Consider the following 17,978-nt stretch of genomic DNA (forward strand, 5'->3'; position numbering starts at 1 on the left):
GGCCAGCGGGTCAGCGGGTCAGCAGGCGCACCGGCTGGCCCGAATGCCAGGCCAGTATGTCTTCGATCATCTGGCTGAAGAACAGCCGATAGTTGTTGCCGCTGACGTAGCCGATGTGCGGCGTTGCCAGCACGGTGGGTAGGGTCCGGAACGGATGGTCCGGCGCCAGCGGTTCTTCGTCGAACACGTCCAGCGCCGCGCCGCCCAGGTGGCCGTCACGCAGGGACTGAATCAACGCCGTTTCGTCGATGATGGGGCCGCGCGACGTGTTCACCAGCCGCGCGCCCAGCTTCATCCATGCCAACGCCTGGGCATCGACCAGTCCCCGGCTGCGGTCGCTCAGCACCAGGTGCACGCTCAGCACGTCGGCCTGCTCGAACAGTTGCTGCTTGCTCACGCATTCGACCCCCACCTGCGCCGCCCGCTCGGGCGTCAGGTTCTGGCTCCAGGCAATCACGCGCATGCCGAACGCCTGACCGAACCGCGCTACCTTTTCGCCGATACTGCCCAGACCCAGCAGGCCCAGTGTGCTGCCATGCAGATCGCCACCCAGGCCGACCTGCCAGCCCCCAGCGCGCAGCGAGTTGGCTTCGCCGAGCAGGTCGCGGGTCAGCGCCATCAGCAGCGCCCACGTCAGTTCCGGCGCAGCATGCTTGTAACTGTCCGTGCCGGCAACCTGGATGCCCAGCCGCGCTGCGGCCTGCAGGTCGATGGCTGCGTTGCGCATACCCCCGGTCACCAGTAGCTTGAGCAGCGGCAGTCGTTCGAGCAGGCCGGCGTCGAACTGCGTGCGTTCACGCATCACGCAAATGATGGCATAGGGCGCAAGGCGCTCGGCCAGGACTGCGCTTTCGCCGGGGTAGTCGTGAATGAAGTCGAGCTCGCCTACGGCCTGCAGCGGGGTCCAGTCGACCACGCTTTCAGCCACCGATTGCCAGTCGTCGATGACGGCTATTCGCATGGGGGTTGCCTCTTGTCACAGCGGTTTCTGGGGAGTGTCCAGCCAATCGAGCAGGGCCTTGTGGAAGCGCGCCGGCTCCTCCATTTGCGGTGCATGGCCAAGCCCGGCAAATTCCACCAGGGTGCTGTGAGGAATCAGCTGGCTGGCCTGCTTGCCCAGCACGGTGTATTTACCCAGCGTGGCCTTGACCTGGGGTGGCGCGATGTCGCTGCCGATCGCCGTGGTGTCGGCGTCACCGATCAGCAGCAGGGTCGGCACCTGCAGGTCCTTGAACTCGTAGACCACCGGCTGGGTGAAGATCATGTCGTAGATCAATGCCGAATTCCATGCCACAGAGGTATGCCCCGGGCCCTTGTTCAACCCCGCCAGCATGTCTACCCAACGGTCGTACTCAGGCTTCCAGCGACCACCGTAATAGGTGTTGCGCTCGTAGTTGCGGATGCCTTCGGCGGTGACCTTGGTCTCGCGTTCGAACCACTGGTCGACGCTGCGATAGGGCACGCCCATGGCTTTCCAGTCTTCCAGGCCGATGGGATTGACCATGGCCAGGCGCTCGGTGTCTTCGGGGAACATCAAGGCGTAGCGAGTCGCGAGCATGCCGCCGGTGGAATGACCCATGATCACCGCTTCCTTGACCCCGATGCGGGTCAGCAGGTCATGGGTATTGTTCGCCAACTGCTGGAAGCTGTATTGATAGTGCTCGGGCTTGCTCGAGGTGCAGAAGCCGATCTGGTCGGGCGCGACCACGCGGTACCCGGCATCGCTGAGCGCCTTGATCGAGCTTTCCCAGGTGGCACCGCAGAAATTCTTGCCATGCATCAGGACCACGGTGCGGCCATTGGCCTTGCCGTTGGCGGCGACGTCCATATAACCCATCTGCAGGCTTTTGCCCTGGGACTCGAAGGCGTAATGTTGCAGCGTGTACGGATAGTCGAAGCCTTGCAGTTCGGGGCCATAGCTGGGCGACGAATCGGCGGCCAGCAGTGGTTGGGCAAAGATGCCGGCGAGCGCCAGCGTGGACAGGCGAAGCATGGGGGACCTCCTGGAGTGGACTGTGATGCAGCGGGGACGCTCAGGCGCAGGGTGTTGCAGGTCAGCACCGTAGCATCCATTGGAGGTTCGCATGGGCCGGTGGTGCCCGGCTGCGGCCAAAGAATGTCCGGTATCAGGTTTCAGAATGCTACAAACACGACACGCGATCATGGGCAGTACGCCGCCCAGGGGTCGATACAACAATAATCAGCGGGGCAGAAAATGCCTCTACCTGGAGACAATGCCATGGCTTTTGAAACCATCCTCTTGGAAACACGCGGCCGCGTAGGCTTGATCACGCTCAATCGACCGCAGGCGTTGAATGCTCTCAACGCGCAGTTGATCGACGAATTGAACCAGGCCCTCGATCACCTGGAAAGCGATCGCGAGATCGGTTGCATCGTCCTCACCGGGTCTGCCAAGGCGTTTGCCGCCGGCGCCGACATCAAGGAAATGGCGGAGCTGCGCTACCCGCAGATCTACCTCGACGATCTGTTCCACGAGAGCGACCGGGTCGCCAATCGGCGCAAGCCGATGATCGCTGCCGTGGCCGGTTTTGCCTTGGGCGGAGGCTGCGAGCTGGCGTTGATGTGCGATTTCATCCTTGCCGCCGACAATGCCAAGTTCGGCCAGCCGGAGATCAAGCTCGGCGTGCTGCCGGGCATGGGCGGCACCCAGCGTCTGACCCATGCGGTGGGCAAGGCCAAGGCCATGGAGCTGTGCCTGACCGGCCGCTTGATGGGCGCCGAGGAAGCGGAGCGGGCAGGGCTGGTTGCCCGTATCGTGGCCGCCGACCGTCTGCTCGACGAGGCGCTGGAGGTTGCGCAGCAAATCGCGGCCAAGTCGCTGCCGATCGCCATGATGGTCAAGGAAAGCGTCAACCGCGCTTTCGAAGTGAGCTTGTCCGAAGGCGTGCGCTTCGAGCGGCGGGTGTTCCACGCGGCGTTTGCCAGCGAAGATCAGAAAGAAGGCATGGCGGCGTTCATCGCCAAGCGCGAGCCGCAGTTCAAGGGGCATTGAGCGAAAAGGGGGACTGGTCGTTGACCAGCCCCCCCTCGATGGCACTTGTTACATGCGGTACTACAGCAGATAGTTGCGCAGCTCGCGGGCGATCAACATCCGCTGGATCTCGCTCGAGCCTTCGTAGATCTGGGTGATGCGCGCGTCGCGGTAGTACTTTTCCACGGGATAATCTTCGAGATAACCGTAGCCCCCGTGCACCTGTACGGCGCTGGAGCAGACCCGTTCGGCCATTTCCGAGGCGAACAGCTTTGCCTGCGAGGCTTCGGACAGGCAGGGCAGACCGGCACTGCGCAGACGCGCGGCGTGCAGCACCAGCAGGCGTGCAGCGTTGACCTGCACCTGCATGTCGGCCAGCAGGTTGGCCACGCTCTGGTGTTCGATGATCGGCTTGCCGAACTGCACGCGTTCGCGGGCGTAGCCCAGTGCCGCTTCGAAAGCGGCGCGCGCGATGCCCAGCGCCTGGGCGGCGATGCCGATACGGCCGCCTTCGAGGTTGGACAGGGCGATGTTCAGGCCCTTGCCGCGTTCGCCGAGCAGATTGGCGGCGGGCACGCGGCACTGGCTCAAGGTGATTGCACAGGTGTCGGAGGCCCGGATGCCGAGCTTGTGCTCGCTGCGGTCGACGGTGAAACCTGGGGTGTCGGTGGGCACCAGGAAGGCCGACAGGCCTTTCTTGCCCAGCTCCGGGTCGGTGACCGCAAACACGATGGCCAGCTTGGCACGCCGCCCATTGGTGACGAACTGCTTGGCGCCGTCGATCACCCAATGTTCGCCGTCGAGCACGGCGCGGGTGCGCAGGTTGTTGGCTTCGGAACCGGCCTGGGGTTCGGTGAGGCAGAAACAGCCGATCACCTCGCCACTGGCCAGCGCGGCCAGCCAAGTGTCCTGCTGGGCCGGGCTGCCGTAGTTGAGCAGGGGCCCGCAGCCTACCGAGTTGTGCACGCTCATCAATGCCCCCAACGCGCCGTCGGCAGCGGAGATCTCTTCCACCGCCAGGGCATAGGCGACGTAGTCGGTATAGCTGCCGCCCCATTGTTCGGGCACCACCATGCCCAGCAGGCCGAGGGCGCCCATCTGTGCCACCAGGGCGTCGTCGATCCAGCCCGCCTGTTCCCAGGCACGGGCGTGGGGCGCCACTTCGGCACGGGCGAAGTCGCGCGCCATGTCGCGGATCATGATCTGTTCTTCGCTCAGTTCCAGGTCTTGCATGGCAGACTCCGGCCTCAGAGGCCTTGGAAGAATGGCTCGACGCGTGCGCGGGTAAGCCGGTCTAGCGTCGGTGGGTTCCAACGCGGGTTCTTGTCTTTGTCGATCAGTAAAGCACGCACGCCCTCGATCAGGTCACCCTGTTCGAACCACTGACGGTTGAGATGCAGCTCCAGGGCAAAGCAGGCTTCCAGGGTGCAGTGGCGACCGCGACGCAGCAGCTCCAGGGTAACCGCCATGGCCAGCGGTGAACGGGTGCGCATCAGCTGCGCGGTATTCTGTGCCCACGCCTGACTGTCGGCGACGTTCACGTGCTCCAGCTGTTCGACCAGGCTGGTCAGGTCGTCCTGACCGAAAAAATGATCGATCGCCGGCCGCAAGCGGTGCAGCGGCGCGTCGGCTAGCGTCTGCACGCCGAGGCGGGCAAGCACACCCTGCAGGTCCTTGAGGGCGTTGTCGCTCCATTGCAGTTTGTCCAGGCGCTCATCCAGCAGGCCCAGGCGGTCGCTTTCCACGTACCAGTCGGCCAAGCCGCAATAGAGCGCATCGGCCGCCTCGATCTGGACGCCGGTGACGCCCAGGTAGGTGCCGATTTCGCCGGGGATGCGGCTCAGGAAATAGCTGGCGCCGACATCGGGAAAATAGCCGATGGCCACTTCGGGCATGCCCAGCTTGCTGCGCTCGGTGACCACGCGCAGTTCGGCTGCCTGTGCCAGGCCCATGCCGCCGCCCAGGGTATAGCCGTCGAGCAGCGCCATGACTGGCTTGCGGTACTGATGCAGGCATTGGTCCAGGGCATATTCTTCGTTGAAGAACACTTCGCGCAAGGCGTCCTGGTTGAGATGGCTGTGGTAGAGGCTGCGGATGTCGCCACCGGCGCAGAAGCCACGCTCGCCGGCGCCGCGCAGGACGACGGCATGGATGTGCGGGTCCAAGGCCCAGGCATCCAGGTAGCCGCGCAGGGCACGGATCATGTCCAGGGTGAGCGCATTGAGACCGGCGGGACGGTTGAGGGTCACGTGACCGATGTGGTTGCGAACCTCGCCGAGCACTTGAGTGTCGAGGTCCAGCGGGGACCGCTGGAGCGGGGGAAAGACCTGAGCTGTCATCGCTGAATCCCTGCTTGTTATTGATTTCCTGAGATAAATAAGCGGACCAGGCGATCGTGACAGGCAAGTTTGCAGCTTTCAATGCAGATTAATGCAGGTGTTGCCTGCAAATTTGCACGGGTTGCACGCGCTGGTCGGCATTCAGTAGACCGACCCCAACCAGCGTTCGTTCGCCCGCGCCTCGTGGCAGCCAACCCGTAGGAGCGGTCCGTGGCCGCGAAAGGGGCACCGCGGATTGACAGATGCACCGCGCCGTCCGTTTCGCGGCCACGGACCGCTCCCACAGGGGGCCGTCACCGTAGGAGCGGTCATCGGCCGCGAAAGGGGCACCGCGGATTGCCAGATGCACGGCGCCGTCCGTTTCGCGGCCACGGACCGCTCCCACAGGGTGGAGGTAACCGTGGGAGCGGTCATCGGCCGCGAAAGGGGCACCACGGATTGCCAGATGCACCGCGGCGTCCGTTTCGCGGCCACGGACCGCTCCCACAGGGGGGGCGGTCACCGTAGGAGCGGTCATCGGCCGCGAAAGGAGCACCGCGGATTGACAGACGCACCGCGCCGTCCGTTTCGCGGCCACGGACCGCTCCCACACGGGGGGCGGTCACCGTAGGAGCGGTCATCGGCCGCGAAGGGAGTACCGCGGATTGACAGATGCACCGCGGCGTCCGTTTCGCGGCCACGGACCGCTCCCACAGGGTGGAGGTAACCGTGGGAGCGGTCATCGGCCGCGAAAGGGACACCCCGGATTGACAGATGCACCGCGGCGCTCGTTTCGCGGCCACGGACCGCTGCTACAGGGGGGTTGCATTCCCCTGTAGCAGCGGCGCGAGCCGCGTCGGCGATCAATGCGGTGGATCAGGCCACCGCTTCGATGACCTTGCCTTGCTTCTCGTAGAGGAAGCTCAACACCGCCAAGCGGTACTGGTTGTACCGCGGGTCGTCGGCCAGGGCCAGGCGGCTGCGCGGACGCGGCAGGTCGATGGTGAGGATTTCGCCGATGGTCGCCGCCGGACCGTTGGTCATCATCACGATGCGATCTGACAGCAGCACCGCCTCGTCGACATCGTGGGTAATCATCATCACCGTGTTGTGCAGCTCGCTCTGGATGCGCATCACCTCATCCTGAAGGTGCGCCCGAGTCAGTGCATCGAGGGCGCCGAACGGCTCGTCGAGCAACAGCACCTTGGGCTGCATCGCCAGCGCCCGGGCGATGCCGACGCGCTGCTTCATGCCGCCGGATATCTCGCTCGGACGCTTGTGCAGGGCGTGGGTCATGTTGACCATTTCCAGGTTGTGCAGGGTCCAGGCGTGGCGTTCGCTTTTGCTCTTGCTGCGCTTGAAGACCTTGTCCACCCCCAGCGCGACGTTTTCATAGACGGTCAGCCAGGGCAGCAGCGAGTGGTTCTGGAACACCAGGCTGCGGTCGGGCCCCGGCTGGCGCACTTCCTTGCCGTCGAGGATCACCGCGCCATTGCTCGACTCGATGAGCCCGGCGACGATGTTCAGCACCGTCGACTTGCCGCAGCCCGAGTGGCCGATGATGGAGATGTACTCACCGCGCGCAACGTTGAGGTTGATGCCGCGCAGCACCTGGCTGGTGACCCCGTCGCGCTCGAAGTGCTTGTCGACGTTTTCGATACTCAAGTAATGGCTCATGTTGCCTCCTCAGCTTTGCGAAGTGCCGCGGGTGACCAGGCGTCCGACCATCGCGACCAGGCGGTCGAGGCAGAAGCCGACCACCCCCACGTAGGCCAGGGCGAGGATGATGTCGCTGATGCGCGAGGCGTTCCAGGCGTCCCAGATGAAGAAGCCGATGCCGACGCCGCCGATCAGCATCTCGGCGGCGATGATCGCCAGCCACGACAGGCCGACGCCGATGCGCAGGCCGGAAAAGATGTAGGGCGCGGCAGCGGGCAGCATGATCTTGCTGAAGTATTCCGCGCCATTGAGGCGCAGCACCTTGGCCACGTTGCGGTAGTCCTCGGGGATGTTGCGCACGCCGACCGAGGTGTTGATGATGATCGGCCAGATGGCGGTGATGAAAATCACGAAGATCGCCGAAGGGTAGCTGTCCTTGAAGCCGGCCAGCGACAACGGCAGCCAGGCCAGGGGTGGCACGGTGCGCAGGATCTGAAACAGCGGATCGAGCCCGCGCATCGCCCAGGTCGACTGCCCCACCAGCACGCCCAGGCTGATCCCCACCACCACGGCCAGGGCGTAGCCATAGGCGACCCGCGACAGGCTCGCCAGCAACTGCCAGGCCATGCCCTTGTCATTGCCGCCGTTGTCGTAGAACGGATCGACGATCAGTTCCCAGGTGTCGGTGATCACCTGGGTAGGCGGCGGCAGCGCAGCGCCCTTGCCACTGCAGACCAATTGCCAGACAAGCAACAGCAGCGCGCCGATCACCACCGGCGGCAGACACTGCTGAAGCACGAAGCGACGGGTGTTTTTCAGCAAGCCCGCCAGTACCGGCGGCTTGACCTGAGCCTTGGCGATCGCTTGCGCGGCGCTGTGCAGCTTTTTCACTTCAGCATTCATGATGACCTCCGGTACGTGCGGGAAACATCAGGCCAGGGCCTTGATGGACAGGCTGTCGAGATAGGCCTGCGGGTTCTGTGGATCGAAGGTCTTGCCGTCGAAGAAGGTTTCGATGCCGCGCGAGTCGGAATCGGGAATCTGCGCCGCTGGCACGTTCAGTTCCGCAGCGGCCAGGCGCCACAAGTCGGAGCGATTGACCTTGGCGACCAAGGCCTGGCTGTCGAAGTCCTTGGGCAGGTAGCCCCAGCGCTTGTTCTCGGTGAGGAACCACAGGTCGTGGCTCTTGAATGGGTAGGAGGCGAAGTCATCCCAGTAGCGCATGATGTGTGGACTGTCGTTGACCACCTTGCCGTTGCCGTAATCGAAGTTGCCTTTCATGCGCTCGGTGATGTCGGCGACAGGCGCGTTGATCCAGCGCCGCTTGGCGCAGATCTGCGCGACTTCTTCCTTGTTCTGTGGCTGCTCGCAGAACATCTGCGCCTCCATCACCGCCTTGAGCAGTGCTTTGGTCGCGTTGGGGTTCTTGTCGACGTAGTCGGCGCGCAGGGCCAGGGCTTTCTCCGGATGCTTGTTCCAGATCTCGCCGGTGGTATTGGCGGTGTAGCCGATCTTCTGGTTGATGAGCTGGGCGTTCCACGGCTCGCAGACACAGAAGCTGTCCATGCTGCCGACCTTCATGTTGGCAACCATCTGCGGCGGCGGCACGACGATGGTCGACAGGTCCTTGTTCGGGTCGATCCCGCCTGCGGCCAGCCAGTAGCGCAACCACAGGTCGTGGGTGCCGCCGGGGAAGGTCATCGCCGCGTTGACGGCCTTGCCGCTGGCACGCTTGCTGGCCAGCGCCGCTTTGAACGGTGCGGAATCCAGGCCCAGCTTGAGGTCGGCGTGTTCGTTGCCCACCGAGATGCACTGGCCGGCCAGGTTCAGGCGCGCCACGATGTACATGGGTACCGGCTGGTTGTTGGGGGTGACCTTGCCGGCCGCGATCAGGTAGGGCATGGGGGTGAGAATGTGCGCACCGTCGATGCCATTGGCGGCCGAGCCGAGCACCAGGTTGTCCCGTGTGGTACCCCAGGACGACTGCTTGAGCACTTCCACTCCGGTCATGCCATGCTTGGCGAAAAAGCCTTTCTCGTCGGCGACGAACAGCGGCGCGGCGTCGGTCAGGGCGATGAAGCCCAGCTTGGCCGTGGTGGTTTCCAGGCCGTCGTTCCCCGCCGCCCACACCGCCGAAGACAGCCCCGGTGGCAGCAGGCCGAGGGCGGCGCCGGCACCGGCGACGGTCAACGACTGCTTGAGAAAGTGCCGACGCTTGGCGTCGTGTGCGCTTTCCGGGTGTCCTTTGAAAGGCTTGTCATCCATCGCTGATTCCCCTGCTGGTGGCGGCCAAAAAAATGCAAAAAAAACGGCGTTCACCCGTTCCCGGCAATGCTGTCGGGAGCGCGTGGACACCGTTGTCCAGGATTTGAAATGTCGACCACAGGTGGCTGCGGTCCTGTTGGTCTCAAAGCAGGTTGCGTGCCAAGGCGGCCTGCGCCAGGCGCTGCGGCCGTTTGCCAGCTTCAGGCCGCGTCACCGTGCACGGATGCGGAGCATGCCGCCCGTGGGATGTGCAAATAGGGCGCAATGTCGGCATCAACCCTTGCCGGCCACGGCCAGTACATTCTGCGCCATGTCGACCATGCGCAGCCCGCGCGACATCGCCGATTGCCGCAGTCGGGTGTAGGCCTCGCTCTCGCTCAACGCGTATTCGTTCATCAGCAACTGCTTGGCGCGCTCCACCAACTTGCGTTCGTTGAGCGCCTGGCGTGCTTCGTCCAGCTGCAGGTTGGCGTCCTGCAGGCGGTGGGTCTGGGCCTGCAGCAGGTCCAGCAATGAGCGGCCCATCTGCGGGCCGTGGCCGTCGGGCGCCGGGCTGTCGAGATCGCTGGCCTGCACGCTGAACAGGCGGGCATCGCCACAGCCCATGGTTTCCAGGCTGGCCAGGCGTTGCAGCAGCACGCGGTGGTTGTCCAGGTCGGCATTGGCCAGCTTGATGCTGCTCTGGCAGCTGGCGAGCAGTTGTTCGGCCAGGTGTGTCTCTACCTCGTGCATCTGGTCGATGCGCTGGCTGTGCAGCTCGAACCACAGCTGCGACAGGCCGGGGTCCACGGGGTGTTGCGCCGAGGTGCGCATACCCACTTCGCGCAGGCGTAGCAATTGTGCGGTGATCTCGCTGTGCTGCAGGTCGGCCCAGCGCTGCCCGGCCACTGGGTCGGCGAACTCGCCGAAGGTCTGGAAGCAGCGCTGCTGGCTTTGCGTCAGGTGCAGGATGCGCTCCTGCACACTGGCATCGAAGAAGCCTGCCGAGAAGCCCGCCACGCCGGTGGCGCGTTCCTGGCCGGCCAGCTCCTTGCCCTGCATGAAATTGAACAGCGCCACCAGTACGCGGGTGATACTCGGATCAATGGCGGTGTCGGCCGCTTCGAACACCACGGCCATGAGCCCACCCACCAGGCGGGTCAGGGCCGCCGTGGCGACGCTGGGGCTCAGCAGACGTTCGCGGATGCGACGGCGCAGGCCGGGCAGTTCGTCGAAGCCGTGCAGCACGTAGGCCACACGATTGAACAGGCGGGCACGGTCGGCAGCGCTGGCCGCGTTCAGGTCCATGGCCTGCAACCGCTGCAGCACGTCCTGTTCAAGTGCCCGCGCCTGTTCCGTATGCAGGTCGAGTTGGCTGCGGTAGGTTTCGACCTGGCTGCCCAGGTAGACGTTGGTGTAGCCCCGCTCGCGCTGCAACGCATGCACCAGACGGCTGATCAAGGTCACCAGCTCGCAAGTGTCGGCAAGTCCGCGCAGGCCTTCCAGCTCGCTGCGGCGGGCGGCCAGCATGAAGCGCAGGGCAGGGGGCATGGGGCGTTCAGGCAGGGCACGATCGGGCATGGCGGGCTCGCAGCTTCGGTGATGGACAGCCCGACTGCATGCAAGTCCCGGTCCGATCCCCGTTGGCCGCCTGTACGCCGCTGCGTATGCCGGCAGCCGCGTAACTGCTATAACGCCCCAGCCAAACAATAAAAAAGGAGTTCACGATGTCCCCCATTCGTCTCGGTGTGGTCGGCTACGGCAAGATCGCCCAGGATCAGCACGTGCCCGCCTTGCGCGACAACCCTGCCTTCGAGCTGGCCGCGGTGGCCACGCTAGGCGCCCCTTGCCCCGGTGTCGCGCATTTCGGCAGCCTGCGCGAACTGCTCGACCAAGGCCCGGACATCCAGGCGCTGGCCTTCTGCACGCCGCCCCAGGGCCGTTATGCACAAGTGCGTGAAGCCTTGCAGGCCGGCAAGCATGTGCTGGTGGAAAAACCACCCTGCGCAAGCCTCGGTGAGGCCATGGCATTGGTCGAACTGGCCGCCGAGAAGGGCGTGACGTGCCTGTTCGCCTGGCACTCACGCTTCGCCGCAGGCGTCGAGGCCGCGCGGGCCTGGCTGGTGGGCAAACGGCTGCAGGCGGTCACGGTCCAGTGGAAGGAGGACGTGCGCAAGTGGCACCCGGGCCAGCAGTGGATCTGGCAGGCCGGGGGCCTGGGTGTGTTCGATCCGGGTATCAACGCCCTGTCGATCATCAGCCACGTGTTGCCCGAACCGCTGTTCGTCACCCACGCCAGCCTGCGCTTTCCCGGCAATCGGCAGGCGCCGATTGCGGCCGACCTGACCATGAGTGACGCCACCGGCCTGGCGGTCAGCGCCGCGTTCGACTGGGACCACGGTCACGAGGAACTGTGGCAGATCGAGGTGCGCTGCGCCGAAGGCTGCCTGCGCCTGACCCATGGCGGTGCACACCTGCTGATCGACGACGTACCGCAGACGCTCGCGACGACGGGCGAGTACCCGTTGCTCTACCGGCACTTCGCGCAGCTGATCGAGGCCGGTCGTAGCGATACCGATCTGCAGCCTCTGCGTCTGGTGGCCGATGGGTTTATGTTGGGAGAGCGCGAAACGGTCGCCGACTTCGTCGACTGAATCCGCGTTCAGCGGCGCTGGGCAGGCGGGCTGGGCAGTGGTGCGAGCAGGGCGTCGATATCGTCGCCCTGCAGGCGCCAGTCACTGCCTTCGCGGGCATCGAGAACGCCCGCCGCCAGGGCCGACTTCTCCTGCTGCAGGCGCTGGATCTTTTCCTCCACGGTGCCACGGGTGATCAGCTTGTAGACGAACACCGGTTTCTCCTGGCCGATCCGATAGGCGCGGTCGGTGGCCTGGTGCTCGGCTGCCGGGTTCCACCACGGATCGTAATGGATGACCGTGTCCGCCGCCGTCAGATTCAGGCCCACCCCGCCGGCTTTGAGGCTGATCAGGAAGATCTGCAGTTTGCCGTCCTGGAAGTCCTTGACCGGGGCCCGGCGGTCGCGGGTGGTGCCGGTGAGCAGCGCATAGGGCACGCCGCGCTTGTGCAGCTCTTGTTCGATCAGGCCCAACATCGAGGTGAACTGGGAAAACAGCAGAATGCGCCGACCGTTGCCCAGCAGTTCGTCGAGCAATTGCAGCAGACTGGTCAGCTTGCCCGAACTGTGCCCTGGTGCAGGCGGCGCAACGCTGTTGACCAGACGCAGGTCGCAGCAGACCTGGCGCAGCTTGAGCAACGCTTCGAGAATGATGATCTGGCTGCGCGCCAGGCCCTTGCGGTCGATCTCGGCCCGGACCTTCTTGTCCATGGCCAGGCGTACCGTCTCGTACACGTCGCGCTGCGCCTCGTTGAGTTCGACCCAGTGGACGATCTCGCTCTTGGCCGGCAGCTCGGTGGCCACCTGTTCCTTGGTCCGACGCAACAGGAACGGCTTGATGCGTGCGTTCAGATGTTGCAGGCGTGCCTCGTCGCCTTGTCTTTCGATCGGCACGCGGTAGTTGCGGCTGAACTGTTTGCTGTCACCCAGCCAGCCGGGCATGAGGAAATGGAACAGCGACCACAGTTCGCCCAGATGGTTTTCCAGCGGCGTGCCGCTCAGGCACAGGCGTTGCCGCGCGTTCAGCTGGCGTGCCGTCTGCGCGGCCTTGCTGCCAGGGGTCTTTATGTACTGGGCTTCGTCGAGGACCAATACGTGCAGCGGCACCTGCTCGAGCACCTCGATGTCCTTGGGCAGCAGAGCATAGGTGGTCAGCAATACGTCGTAATCGGCCAGATGGTCGAAATGTTTCTTGCGCGTGGCACCGTGCAGCGCGAGGACCTTGAGGGTCGGCGCGAAGCGGGCAGCCTCGTCCTGCCAGTTGGGCACCAGGCTGGTGGGCATCACCACCATGGCCGGGCGATCCAGGCGCCCCGCCTGTTTTTCGATCAACAGGTGGGCGAGGGTCTGCAGGGTCTTGCCCAGACCCATGTCGTCGGCCAGGATGCCGCCCACTTCCAGCTGCCGCAGGGCCTGCATCCAACTCACGCCCTCCAGCTGGTAGGGGCGCAAGGTTGCATTCAGGCCCTCGGGCGCTGCCACCGGGCAGTGGCGAATGTCGCGCAGCCGTTCGGCGAAATGGCGTACCTGTTCGCCGCCTTGCCAGTCCAGGGACAATGCCTGCAGCCCTTCCAGGCGCGTGGCGTCGGCTGTGGCCAGGCGGATCGAGGTTTCCCCAGGCTCGCGCAGGTAGAAGTCACCCAGGGTCGCCAGCACCGGCTTCAGCCGACCATAGGGCAGGGCGACCTGCAGGGTTCGCTGGCCGCCGAGGTGGGAGGTGTGGATGGGGACCAGAATCTGCTCGTCGTCGCGCCGTCGCGCCAGGTGCGCCGGGTTGAGCAACTCAGGGTGGCTGCGCAACAGGTTGAGCAGGATCGGCAGCAGGCTCAGCGGCTCGCCGTCGACCACGATGCCCAGCTCCAGATCGAACCAGTCGCGTTCCGGTCCTTCTTCGATTGCCGCGTACCAGCGCTCGACCGGCGTCAGGTCAAAGGCGAAATCTTCGGCGTATTCGATTTCCCAGCCTTGCTCGCGCAACCCCGGCAGTTCGTTGAGGATGAAACGCAGCCAGGCGGCATCGCTGGGCAGCTCGAAGATTTCCCCGGCGCTTTCTGGCAAGGCCTTGCTCTGACGGGTGGCGAGTTTGAAACCGATGCCCTGCAACTGCTCGCGCAGGGCCCGCTCGGCAGCCGGCTGGCGCTGGATCCGGGCGCTCTGGTTGTTCCACTGGCGTGCCACGGCAGTAGGCCGCGGGCCGCTGACATACTCACCCGCGTAGCCGTAGGCCAGCGCCGCGCGGTGCTGCACGTAGCGCTGCATCTTGCCGTTGCGCGGTTCGAAAGCACTGAACTCGACACTGCCCAGCCACAACCGAGGGCGCGGTTGCAGGGTATCGATCACGCGCTCCTCGGGCATATCAACCGGCTTTCGGCGTGAGACGTTCGAACAGCGCCTCGATGACGTTGAAACGCTCCTCGGCGCGCTCCATCGGCACCATGAACTTGAACAGCGTGGCGCCTTCGAACTTGTAGCGCTTGGGCTGGCTCTGGATCAGCTTGATCAGGGTCAGCGGATCGACCGGCGTGCTGGCGCCGAACTCGATGCGTCCACCCTGCGGGCCGCCATCGACCTTGGTGATGCCCAGTTGCTCGGCTTGAAGCTTGAGCAGCGTCAGGCGCACCAGGTTCTTGGTCGGCTCCGGCAGCAGGCCGAAGCGGTCGATCATCTCCACCTGCAGATCCTTGAGGCCGTCCTCGTCCACCGCCGAGGCGATGCGCTTGTAGAGAATCAGCCGGGCGTGCACGTCGGGCAGGTAGTCCGCGGGAATCAGTGCCGGCAGACGCAGGTTGATTTCCGGCCCGCCACCCAGCGGCTGGTCGAGGTTGGGCTGCTCGCCCTTGCGGATCGACTTCACCGCGCGTTCGAGCATTTCCATGTACAGGGTAAAGCCGACTGCCTGGATCTGCCCGCTCTGGCCTTCGCCGAGGAGCTCGCCCGCACCGCGGATCTCCAGGTCGTTGGTAGCCAGAACGAAACCCGCCCCCAGGTCCTGGGTATTGGCGATGGCTTCCAGGCGCTTTTCGGCGTCCGGGGTGATCTGCTGGCGCGGCGGAGTCAGCAGGTAGGCGTAGGCCTGGTGGTGACTGCGCCCCACACGGCCGCGCAGCTGGTGCAGCTGGGCCAGGCCGAACTTGTCGGCACGCTCGATGATGATGGTGTTGGCGCTGGGCACGTCGATGCCGGTCTCGATGATGGTCGAGGCAATCAGCACGTTGAAGCGCTTGTGGTAGAAGTCGCTCATCACCTGTTCGAGCTCGCGCTCGCGCATCTGCCCGTGGCCGATGCCGATGCGTGCCTCGGGCACCAGTTCGGCGAGGTCGGCGGCGCATTTCTCGATGGTCTTCACATCATTGTGCAGGTAGTACACCTGGCCACCGCGCAACAGTTCGCGCAGCAGTGCCTCCTTCACGGTGCTCTTGTTCTGCTCCATGACGAACGTGCGCACCGACAGACGCCGTGCCGGCGGCGTGGCGATGATCGACAGGTCACGCATGCCGGCCACGGCCATGTTCAGGGTGCGCGGAATCGGCGTGGCAGTCAGGGTCAGGATGTCGACCTCGCTGCGCAGGGCCTTGAGCGCTTCTTTCTGGCGCACTCCGAAGCGGTGTTCCTCGTCGATGATCACCAGGCCCAGGTTCTTGATCTTGACGTCGTCCTGCAGCAGCTTGTGGGTGCCGATGACGATGTCGATGTTGCCTTCGGCCAACTGCTCGACGGCGGCGCCGACTTCCTTGGCCGACTTGAACCGGCTCATCACCTCGACGCTGACCGGCCAATCGGCGAAGCGGTCACGAAAGCTGTTGTAGTGCTGCTGGGCGAGCAGGGTGGTGGGCACCAGAATGGCCACCTGGCGACCACCGTGCACGGCGATGAACGCGGCGCGCATGGCCACTTCGGTCTTGCCGAAGCCGACGTCGCCGCACACCAGGCGGTCCATCGGCTTGGGTGCCAGCATGTCGTGGCGCACCGCGTCGATGGCCGATTGCTGGTCCGGGGTTTCCTCGAAGGCGAAGCCGGCACTGAATGTGGCGTAGTCCAGCGCCGGGTCGGCGAAGGCATAGCCTTTGCGGGCAGCACGGCGCGCATAAATGTCGAGCAACTCGGCGGCCACGTCGCGGACCTGCTCGGCCGCCTTGCGCTTGGCCTTCTGCCAGGTTTCCGAACCGAGCCGGTGCAGCGGCGCCAGTGCATCGTCGCTACCGGTGTAGCGGGCGATCAGGTGCAGGTTGGCCACAGGCACGTAAAGCTTGGCGTTCTCGGCGTAGGCCAGGGTCAGGAACTCGGCAACCTGATTGTCGATCTCCAGCGTCGCCAGACCCAGGTAGCGGCCCACGCCGTGGTCGATGTGCACCACCGGCGCGCCCTCACGCAATTCTGTGAGGTTCTTGATGACGTTGTCGTTGGCGGCGTCGGCACGCTTGTCGCGACGCCGACGCTGCATGACGCGCTGGCCGAACAACGGGCTTTCGGCGATCAGGGCCAGGGCCGGGTCGAGAATCTGCAGGCCCTCGTCCAGTGGCGCGATGGTGATCGCCAGGCGCTCCTTGCCCTGGGCAAACTCTTCCCAACCGTCTACGGTTCTCGGGCGGACCTTGAGCCGCTCGAGCAACTCCAGCAGCACTTCGCGGCGACCAGCCGATTCGGCGGTGAACAACACCCGTCCGGGGAACTGGTCGAGGAATCCGGCCAGTGCAGCGAGGGGCTGGCTGGCCTTGGCCTCGATGGCCAGGTCGGGCAGTTGCGCCGCGGCGAAGCGTTCGCGGCCCGGCCCCGGTTCCAGATCGTCCTGGCTGACGATGACCCGCGGCCAGGTCTTGAGCTGGGCAAAGCAGTCTTCCACCGGCATGAACAGTTCGGCGGGCGGCAGCAAGGGCCGCGCGGGGTCGACCCGGCGCTCTTCATAGCGGTTGCGCACATCGCTCCAGAAATGCTCGGCGGCCTGTTCGATGCCGGGCAGGGAAAACACCTGGGTGTCCTGGGGCAGGTAGTCGAACAGGGTCGAGGTTTCTTCGAAGAACAGCGGCAGGTAGTACTCGATGCCGGCCGGCGTGATGCCGCTGCTCAGGTCCTGGAAGATCGGGCAGCGCCGGAAGTCGACGTCGAAGCGTTCGCGAAAGCGCGCCTTGAAGCGGGTCACCGCCTCTTTCTGCAGGGGGAACTCGCGCGCCGGCAGCAGGCGGATCGATTCGACCTTGTCGATGGAACGCTGGGTTTCCGGGTCGAAGGTGCGCAGGGTCTCGATCTCGTCGTCGAACAGGTCGATCCGGTAGGGCAGTTTGCTGCCCATGGGGAACAGGTCGATCAGCGCGCCGCGCACGGCGAACTCGCCGTGCTCATAGACCGTGTCGACATAGCGATAGCCGCTGGCTTCCAGGCGCGTGCGCATCTGCTCCACATCCAGGCGCTGGCCAACATCCAGCACCAGGCTGCTGCCGAGCAAAAACTGGGTCGGTGCCAGCCTGTGTAGGGCAGTGGTGATGGGCACTACCAAAACCCCGTGCGCCAGCTCGGGCAGGCGGTAGAGGGCGGCGATGCGCTGGGAGATGATGTCCTGGTGCGGCGAGAACAGGTCGTAGGGCAGGGTTTCCCAGTCGGGGAAATGCAGCACCGGCAACTGCGGGGCGAAAAAGCGCAGTTCCTGTTCCAGCCGATCGGCGCTCTGGCTGTCGGCGGTCAGCAGGAGGGTGAAGCGCTTGGCGGCATTGGCCGCTTCGGCGATCGCCAGGCTCAGGGCGGCCCCGGGCAGGTTGCCCCAGGCATGTTTGCCTGCCGAGGCAGGGAGTTGCGGAAGGCGCAGAACAGGCACGGGAGGTTGAGCTCCAAGCGTTGCGGCGGAAAACGGGGATTGTACCGGGGCGGCCGTGGGCTGTCAGGTGCTGTTATGGCGTTGTACCCATGCGGCTGCCTTTGCGGGCGGATCCCATAGGTTCCGGGTGGTGCGCTTCGCTTTTTCTGGCAGCGGGCAGCGCCTGCGAAGCACACGCATCGTCTCTCGCCATAAAACCGCCGGGTATGATCTACACCATTGGCACCTATAGGTTTTTTGACGGCCCCATTCGCCAAACTTCACGACGCCGATAAGCGCGGATTGCTCCAGCCGCGCGGCGAAGTCATAATGTAGCCCGTTTTCTCA

12 protein-coding genes are annotated in these 17,978 nt (G+C 64.9%); 2 read left to right on the forward strand and 10 right to left on the reverse strand.

Going from position 1 to position 17,978, the window contains the following annotated elements; translation table 11 throughout:
- Positions 1-10: 10 nt before the first annotated feature.
- Both IFT98_RS02475 and IFT98_RS02480 read right to left on the reverse strand, forming a co-directional pair.
- Positions 11-961 carry a D-2-hydroxyacid dehydrogenase family protein gene (locus IFT98_RS02475; protein ID WP_192047436.1) on the reverse strand — a complete coding sequence of 317 codons (951 nt, stop codon included), beginning with the start codon at positions 959-961 and terminating at the stop codon, positions 11-13.
- A 15-nt stretch (positions 962-976) separates the two neighbouring features.
- Positions 977-1,993 (reverse strand): alpha/beta fold hydrolase, encoded by a 1,017-nt coding sequence (locus IFT98_RS02480; RefSeq protein ID WP_192047435.1) that lies wholly within the window; start codon positions 1,991-1,993, stop codon positions 977-979.
- Positions 1,994-2,239: 246 nt separating this feature from the next.
- On the opposite strand from IFT98_RS02480, the gene IFT98_RS02485 reads away from it, so the two are divergent.
- A complete protein-coding gene (locus IFT98_RS02485) occupies positions 2,240-3,013 on the forward strand; it encodes an enoyl-CoA hydratase (protein WP_192047434.1) in 774 nt (257 codons plus the stop codon).
- A gap of 60 nt (positions 3,014-3,073) precedes the next feature.
- On the opposite strand, the gene IFT98_RS02490 is transcribed toward IFT98_RS02485, so the two are convergent.
- The 6 genes from IFT98_RS02490 to IFT98_RS02515 form a co-directional block, all read right to left on the reverse strand.
- Positions 3,074-4,225: an acyl-CoA dehydrogenase family protein gene (locus IFT98_RS02490; RefSeq protein WP_122712960.1), complete on the reverse strand. Its 1,152-nt coding sequence runs from the start codon at positions 4,223-4,225 to the stop codon at positions 3,074-3,076.
- Positions 4,226-4,239: 14 nt separating this feature from the next.
- Positions 4,240-5,331: an enoyl-CoA hydratase/isomerase family protein gene (locus IFT98_RS02495; RefSeq protein WP_192047433.1), complete on the reverse strand. Its 1,092-nt coding sequence runs from the start codon at positions 5,329-5,331 to the stop codon at positions 4,240-4,242.
- An 855-nt stretch (positions 5,332-6,186) separates the two neighbouring features.
- Positions 6,187-6,987 carry an ABC transporter ATP-binding protein gene (locus IFT98_RS02500; RefSeq protein WP_122712958.1) on the reverse strand — a complete coding sequence of 267 codons (801 nt, stop codon included), beginning with the start codon at positions 6,985-6,987 and terminating at the stop codon, positions 6,187-6,189.
- Positions 6,988-6,996: 9 nt separating this feature from the next.
- Positions 6,997-7,872, reverse strand: coding sequence for a nitrate ABC transporter permease (gene ntrB, locus IFT98_RS02505; RefSeq protein ID WP_192047432.1), 876 nt, complete (start codon positions 7,870-7,872; stop codon positions 6,997-6,999).
- 27 nt (positions 7,873-7,899) lie between these two features.
- Entirely contained in the window at positions 7,900-9,234 is a 1,335-nt protein-coding gene (locus IFT98_RS02510; protein WP_192047431.1) for a CmpA/NrtA family ABC transporter substrate-binding protein, read from the reverse strand.
- A gap of 273 nt (positions 9,235-9,507) precedes the next feature.
- Entirely contained in the window at positions 9,508-10,794 is a 1,287-nt protein-coding gene (locus tag IFT98_RS02515; protein WP_244650817.1) for a nitrate regulatory protein, read from the reverse strand.
- Positions 10,795-10,940: 146 nt separating this feature from the next.
- Here IFT98_RS02515 and IFT98_RS02520 point away from each other — a divergent pair, with 146 nt between their 5' ends.
- The gene (locus IFT98_RS02520) at positions 10,941-11,867 is read left to right on the forward strand and encodes a Gfo/Idh/MocA family protein (RefSeq protein WP_192047430.1); all 927 of its coding nucleotides are present in this window, start codon (positions 10,941-10,943) and stop codon (positions 11,865-11,867) included.
- An 8-nt stretch (positions 11,868-11,875) separates the two neighbouring features.
- Here IFT98_RS02520 and IFT98_RS02525 read toward each other — a convergent pair whose 3' ends face one another.
- Both IFT98_RS02525 and mfd read right to left on the reverse strand, forming a co-directional pair.
- On the reverse strand, positions 11,876-14,200 hold the full coding sequence (locus IFT98_RS02525) for a DEAD/DEAH box helicase (RefSeq protein ID WP_192047429.1): 2,325 nt from the start codon (positions 14,198-14,200) through the stop codon (positions 11,876-11,878).
- Between the two features lies 1 nt (position 14,201).
- Positions 14,202-17,651 carry a transcription-repair coupling factor gene (gene mfd, locus IFT98_RS02530; protein ID WP_192047428.1) on the reverse strand — a complete coding sequence of 1,150 codons (3,450 nt, stop codon included), beginning with the start codon at positions 17,649-17,651 and terminating at the stop codon, positions 14,202-14,204.
- Between the last annotated feature and the right edge of the window lie 327 nt (positions 17,652-17,978).

The sequence above is a fragment of the Pseudomonas sp. CFBP 8770 genome, from assembly GCF_014841705.1.
Classification (GTDB): Bacteria; Pseudomonadota; Gammaproteobacteria; order Pseudomonadales; family Pseudomonadaceae; genus Aquipseudomonas.

Excerpts from the sequence above, each read along its gene's own strand:
- IFT98_RS02475 (WP_192047436.1), bottom strand. The coding sequence starts at position 961 with ATGCGAATAGCCGTCATCGACGACTGGCAATCGGTGGCTGAAAGCGTG.
- IFT98_RS02480 (WP_192047435.1), bottom strand. The coding sequence starts at position 1,993 with ATGCTTCGCCTGTCCACGCTGGCGCTCGCCGGCATCTTTGCCCAACCA.
- IFT98_RS02485 (WP_192047434.1), top strand. The coding sequence starts at position 2,240 with ATGGCTTTTGAAACCATCCTCTTGGAAACACGCGGCCGCGTAGGCTTG.
- IFT98_RS02490 (WP_122712960.1), bottom strand. The coding sequence starts at position 4,225 with ATGCAAGACCTGGAACTGAGCGAAGAACAGATCATGATCCGCGACATG.
- IFT98_RS02495 (WP_192047433.1), bottom strand. The coding sequence starts at position 5,331 with ATGACAGCTCAGGTCTTTCCCCCGCTCCAGCGGTCCCCGCTGGACCTC.
- IFT98_RS02500 (WP_122712958.1), bottom strand. The coding sequence starts at position 6,987 with ATGAGCCATTACTTGAGTATCGAAAACGTCGACAAGCACTTCGAGCGC.
- ntrB (WP_192047432.1), bottom strand. The coding sequence starts at position 7,872 with ATGAATGCTGAAGTGAAAAAGCTGCACAGCGCCGCGCAAGCGATCGCC.
- IFT98_RS02510 (WP_192047431.1), bottom strand. The coding sequence starts at position 9,234 with ATGGATGACAAGCCTTTCAAAGGACACCCGGAAAGCGCACACGACGCC.
- IFT98_RS02515 (WP_244650817.1), bottom strand. The coding sequence starts at position 10,794 with ATGCCCGATCGTGCCCTGCCTGAACGCCCCATGCCCCCTGCCCTGCGC.
- IFT98_RS02520 (WP_192047430.1), top strand. The coding sequence starts at position 10,941 with ATGTCCCCCATTCGTCTCGGTGTGGTCGGCTACGGCAAGATCGCCCAG.
- IFT98_RS02525 (WP_192047429.1), bottom strand. The coding sequence starts at position 14,200 with ATGCCCGAGGAGCGCGTGATCGATACCCTGCAACCGCGCCCTCGGTTG.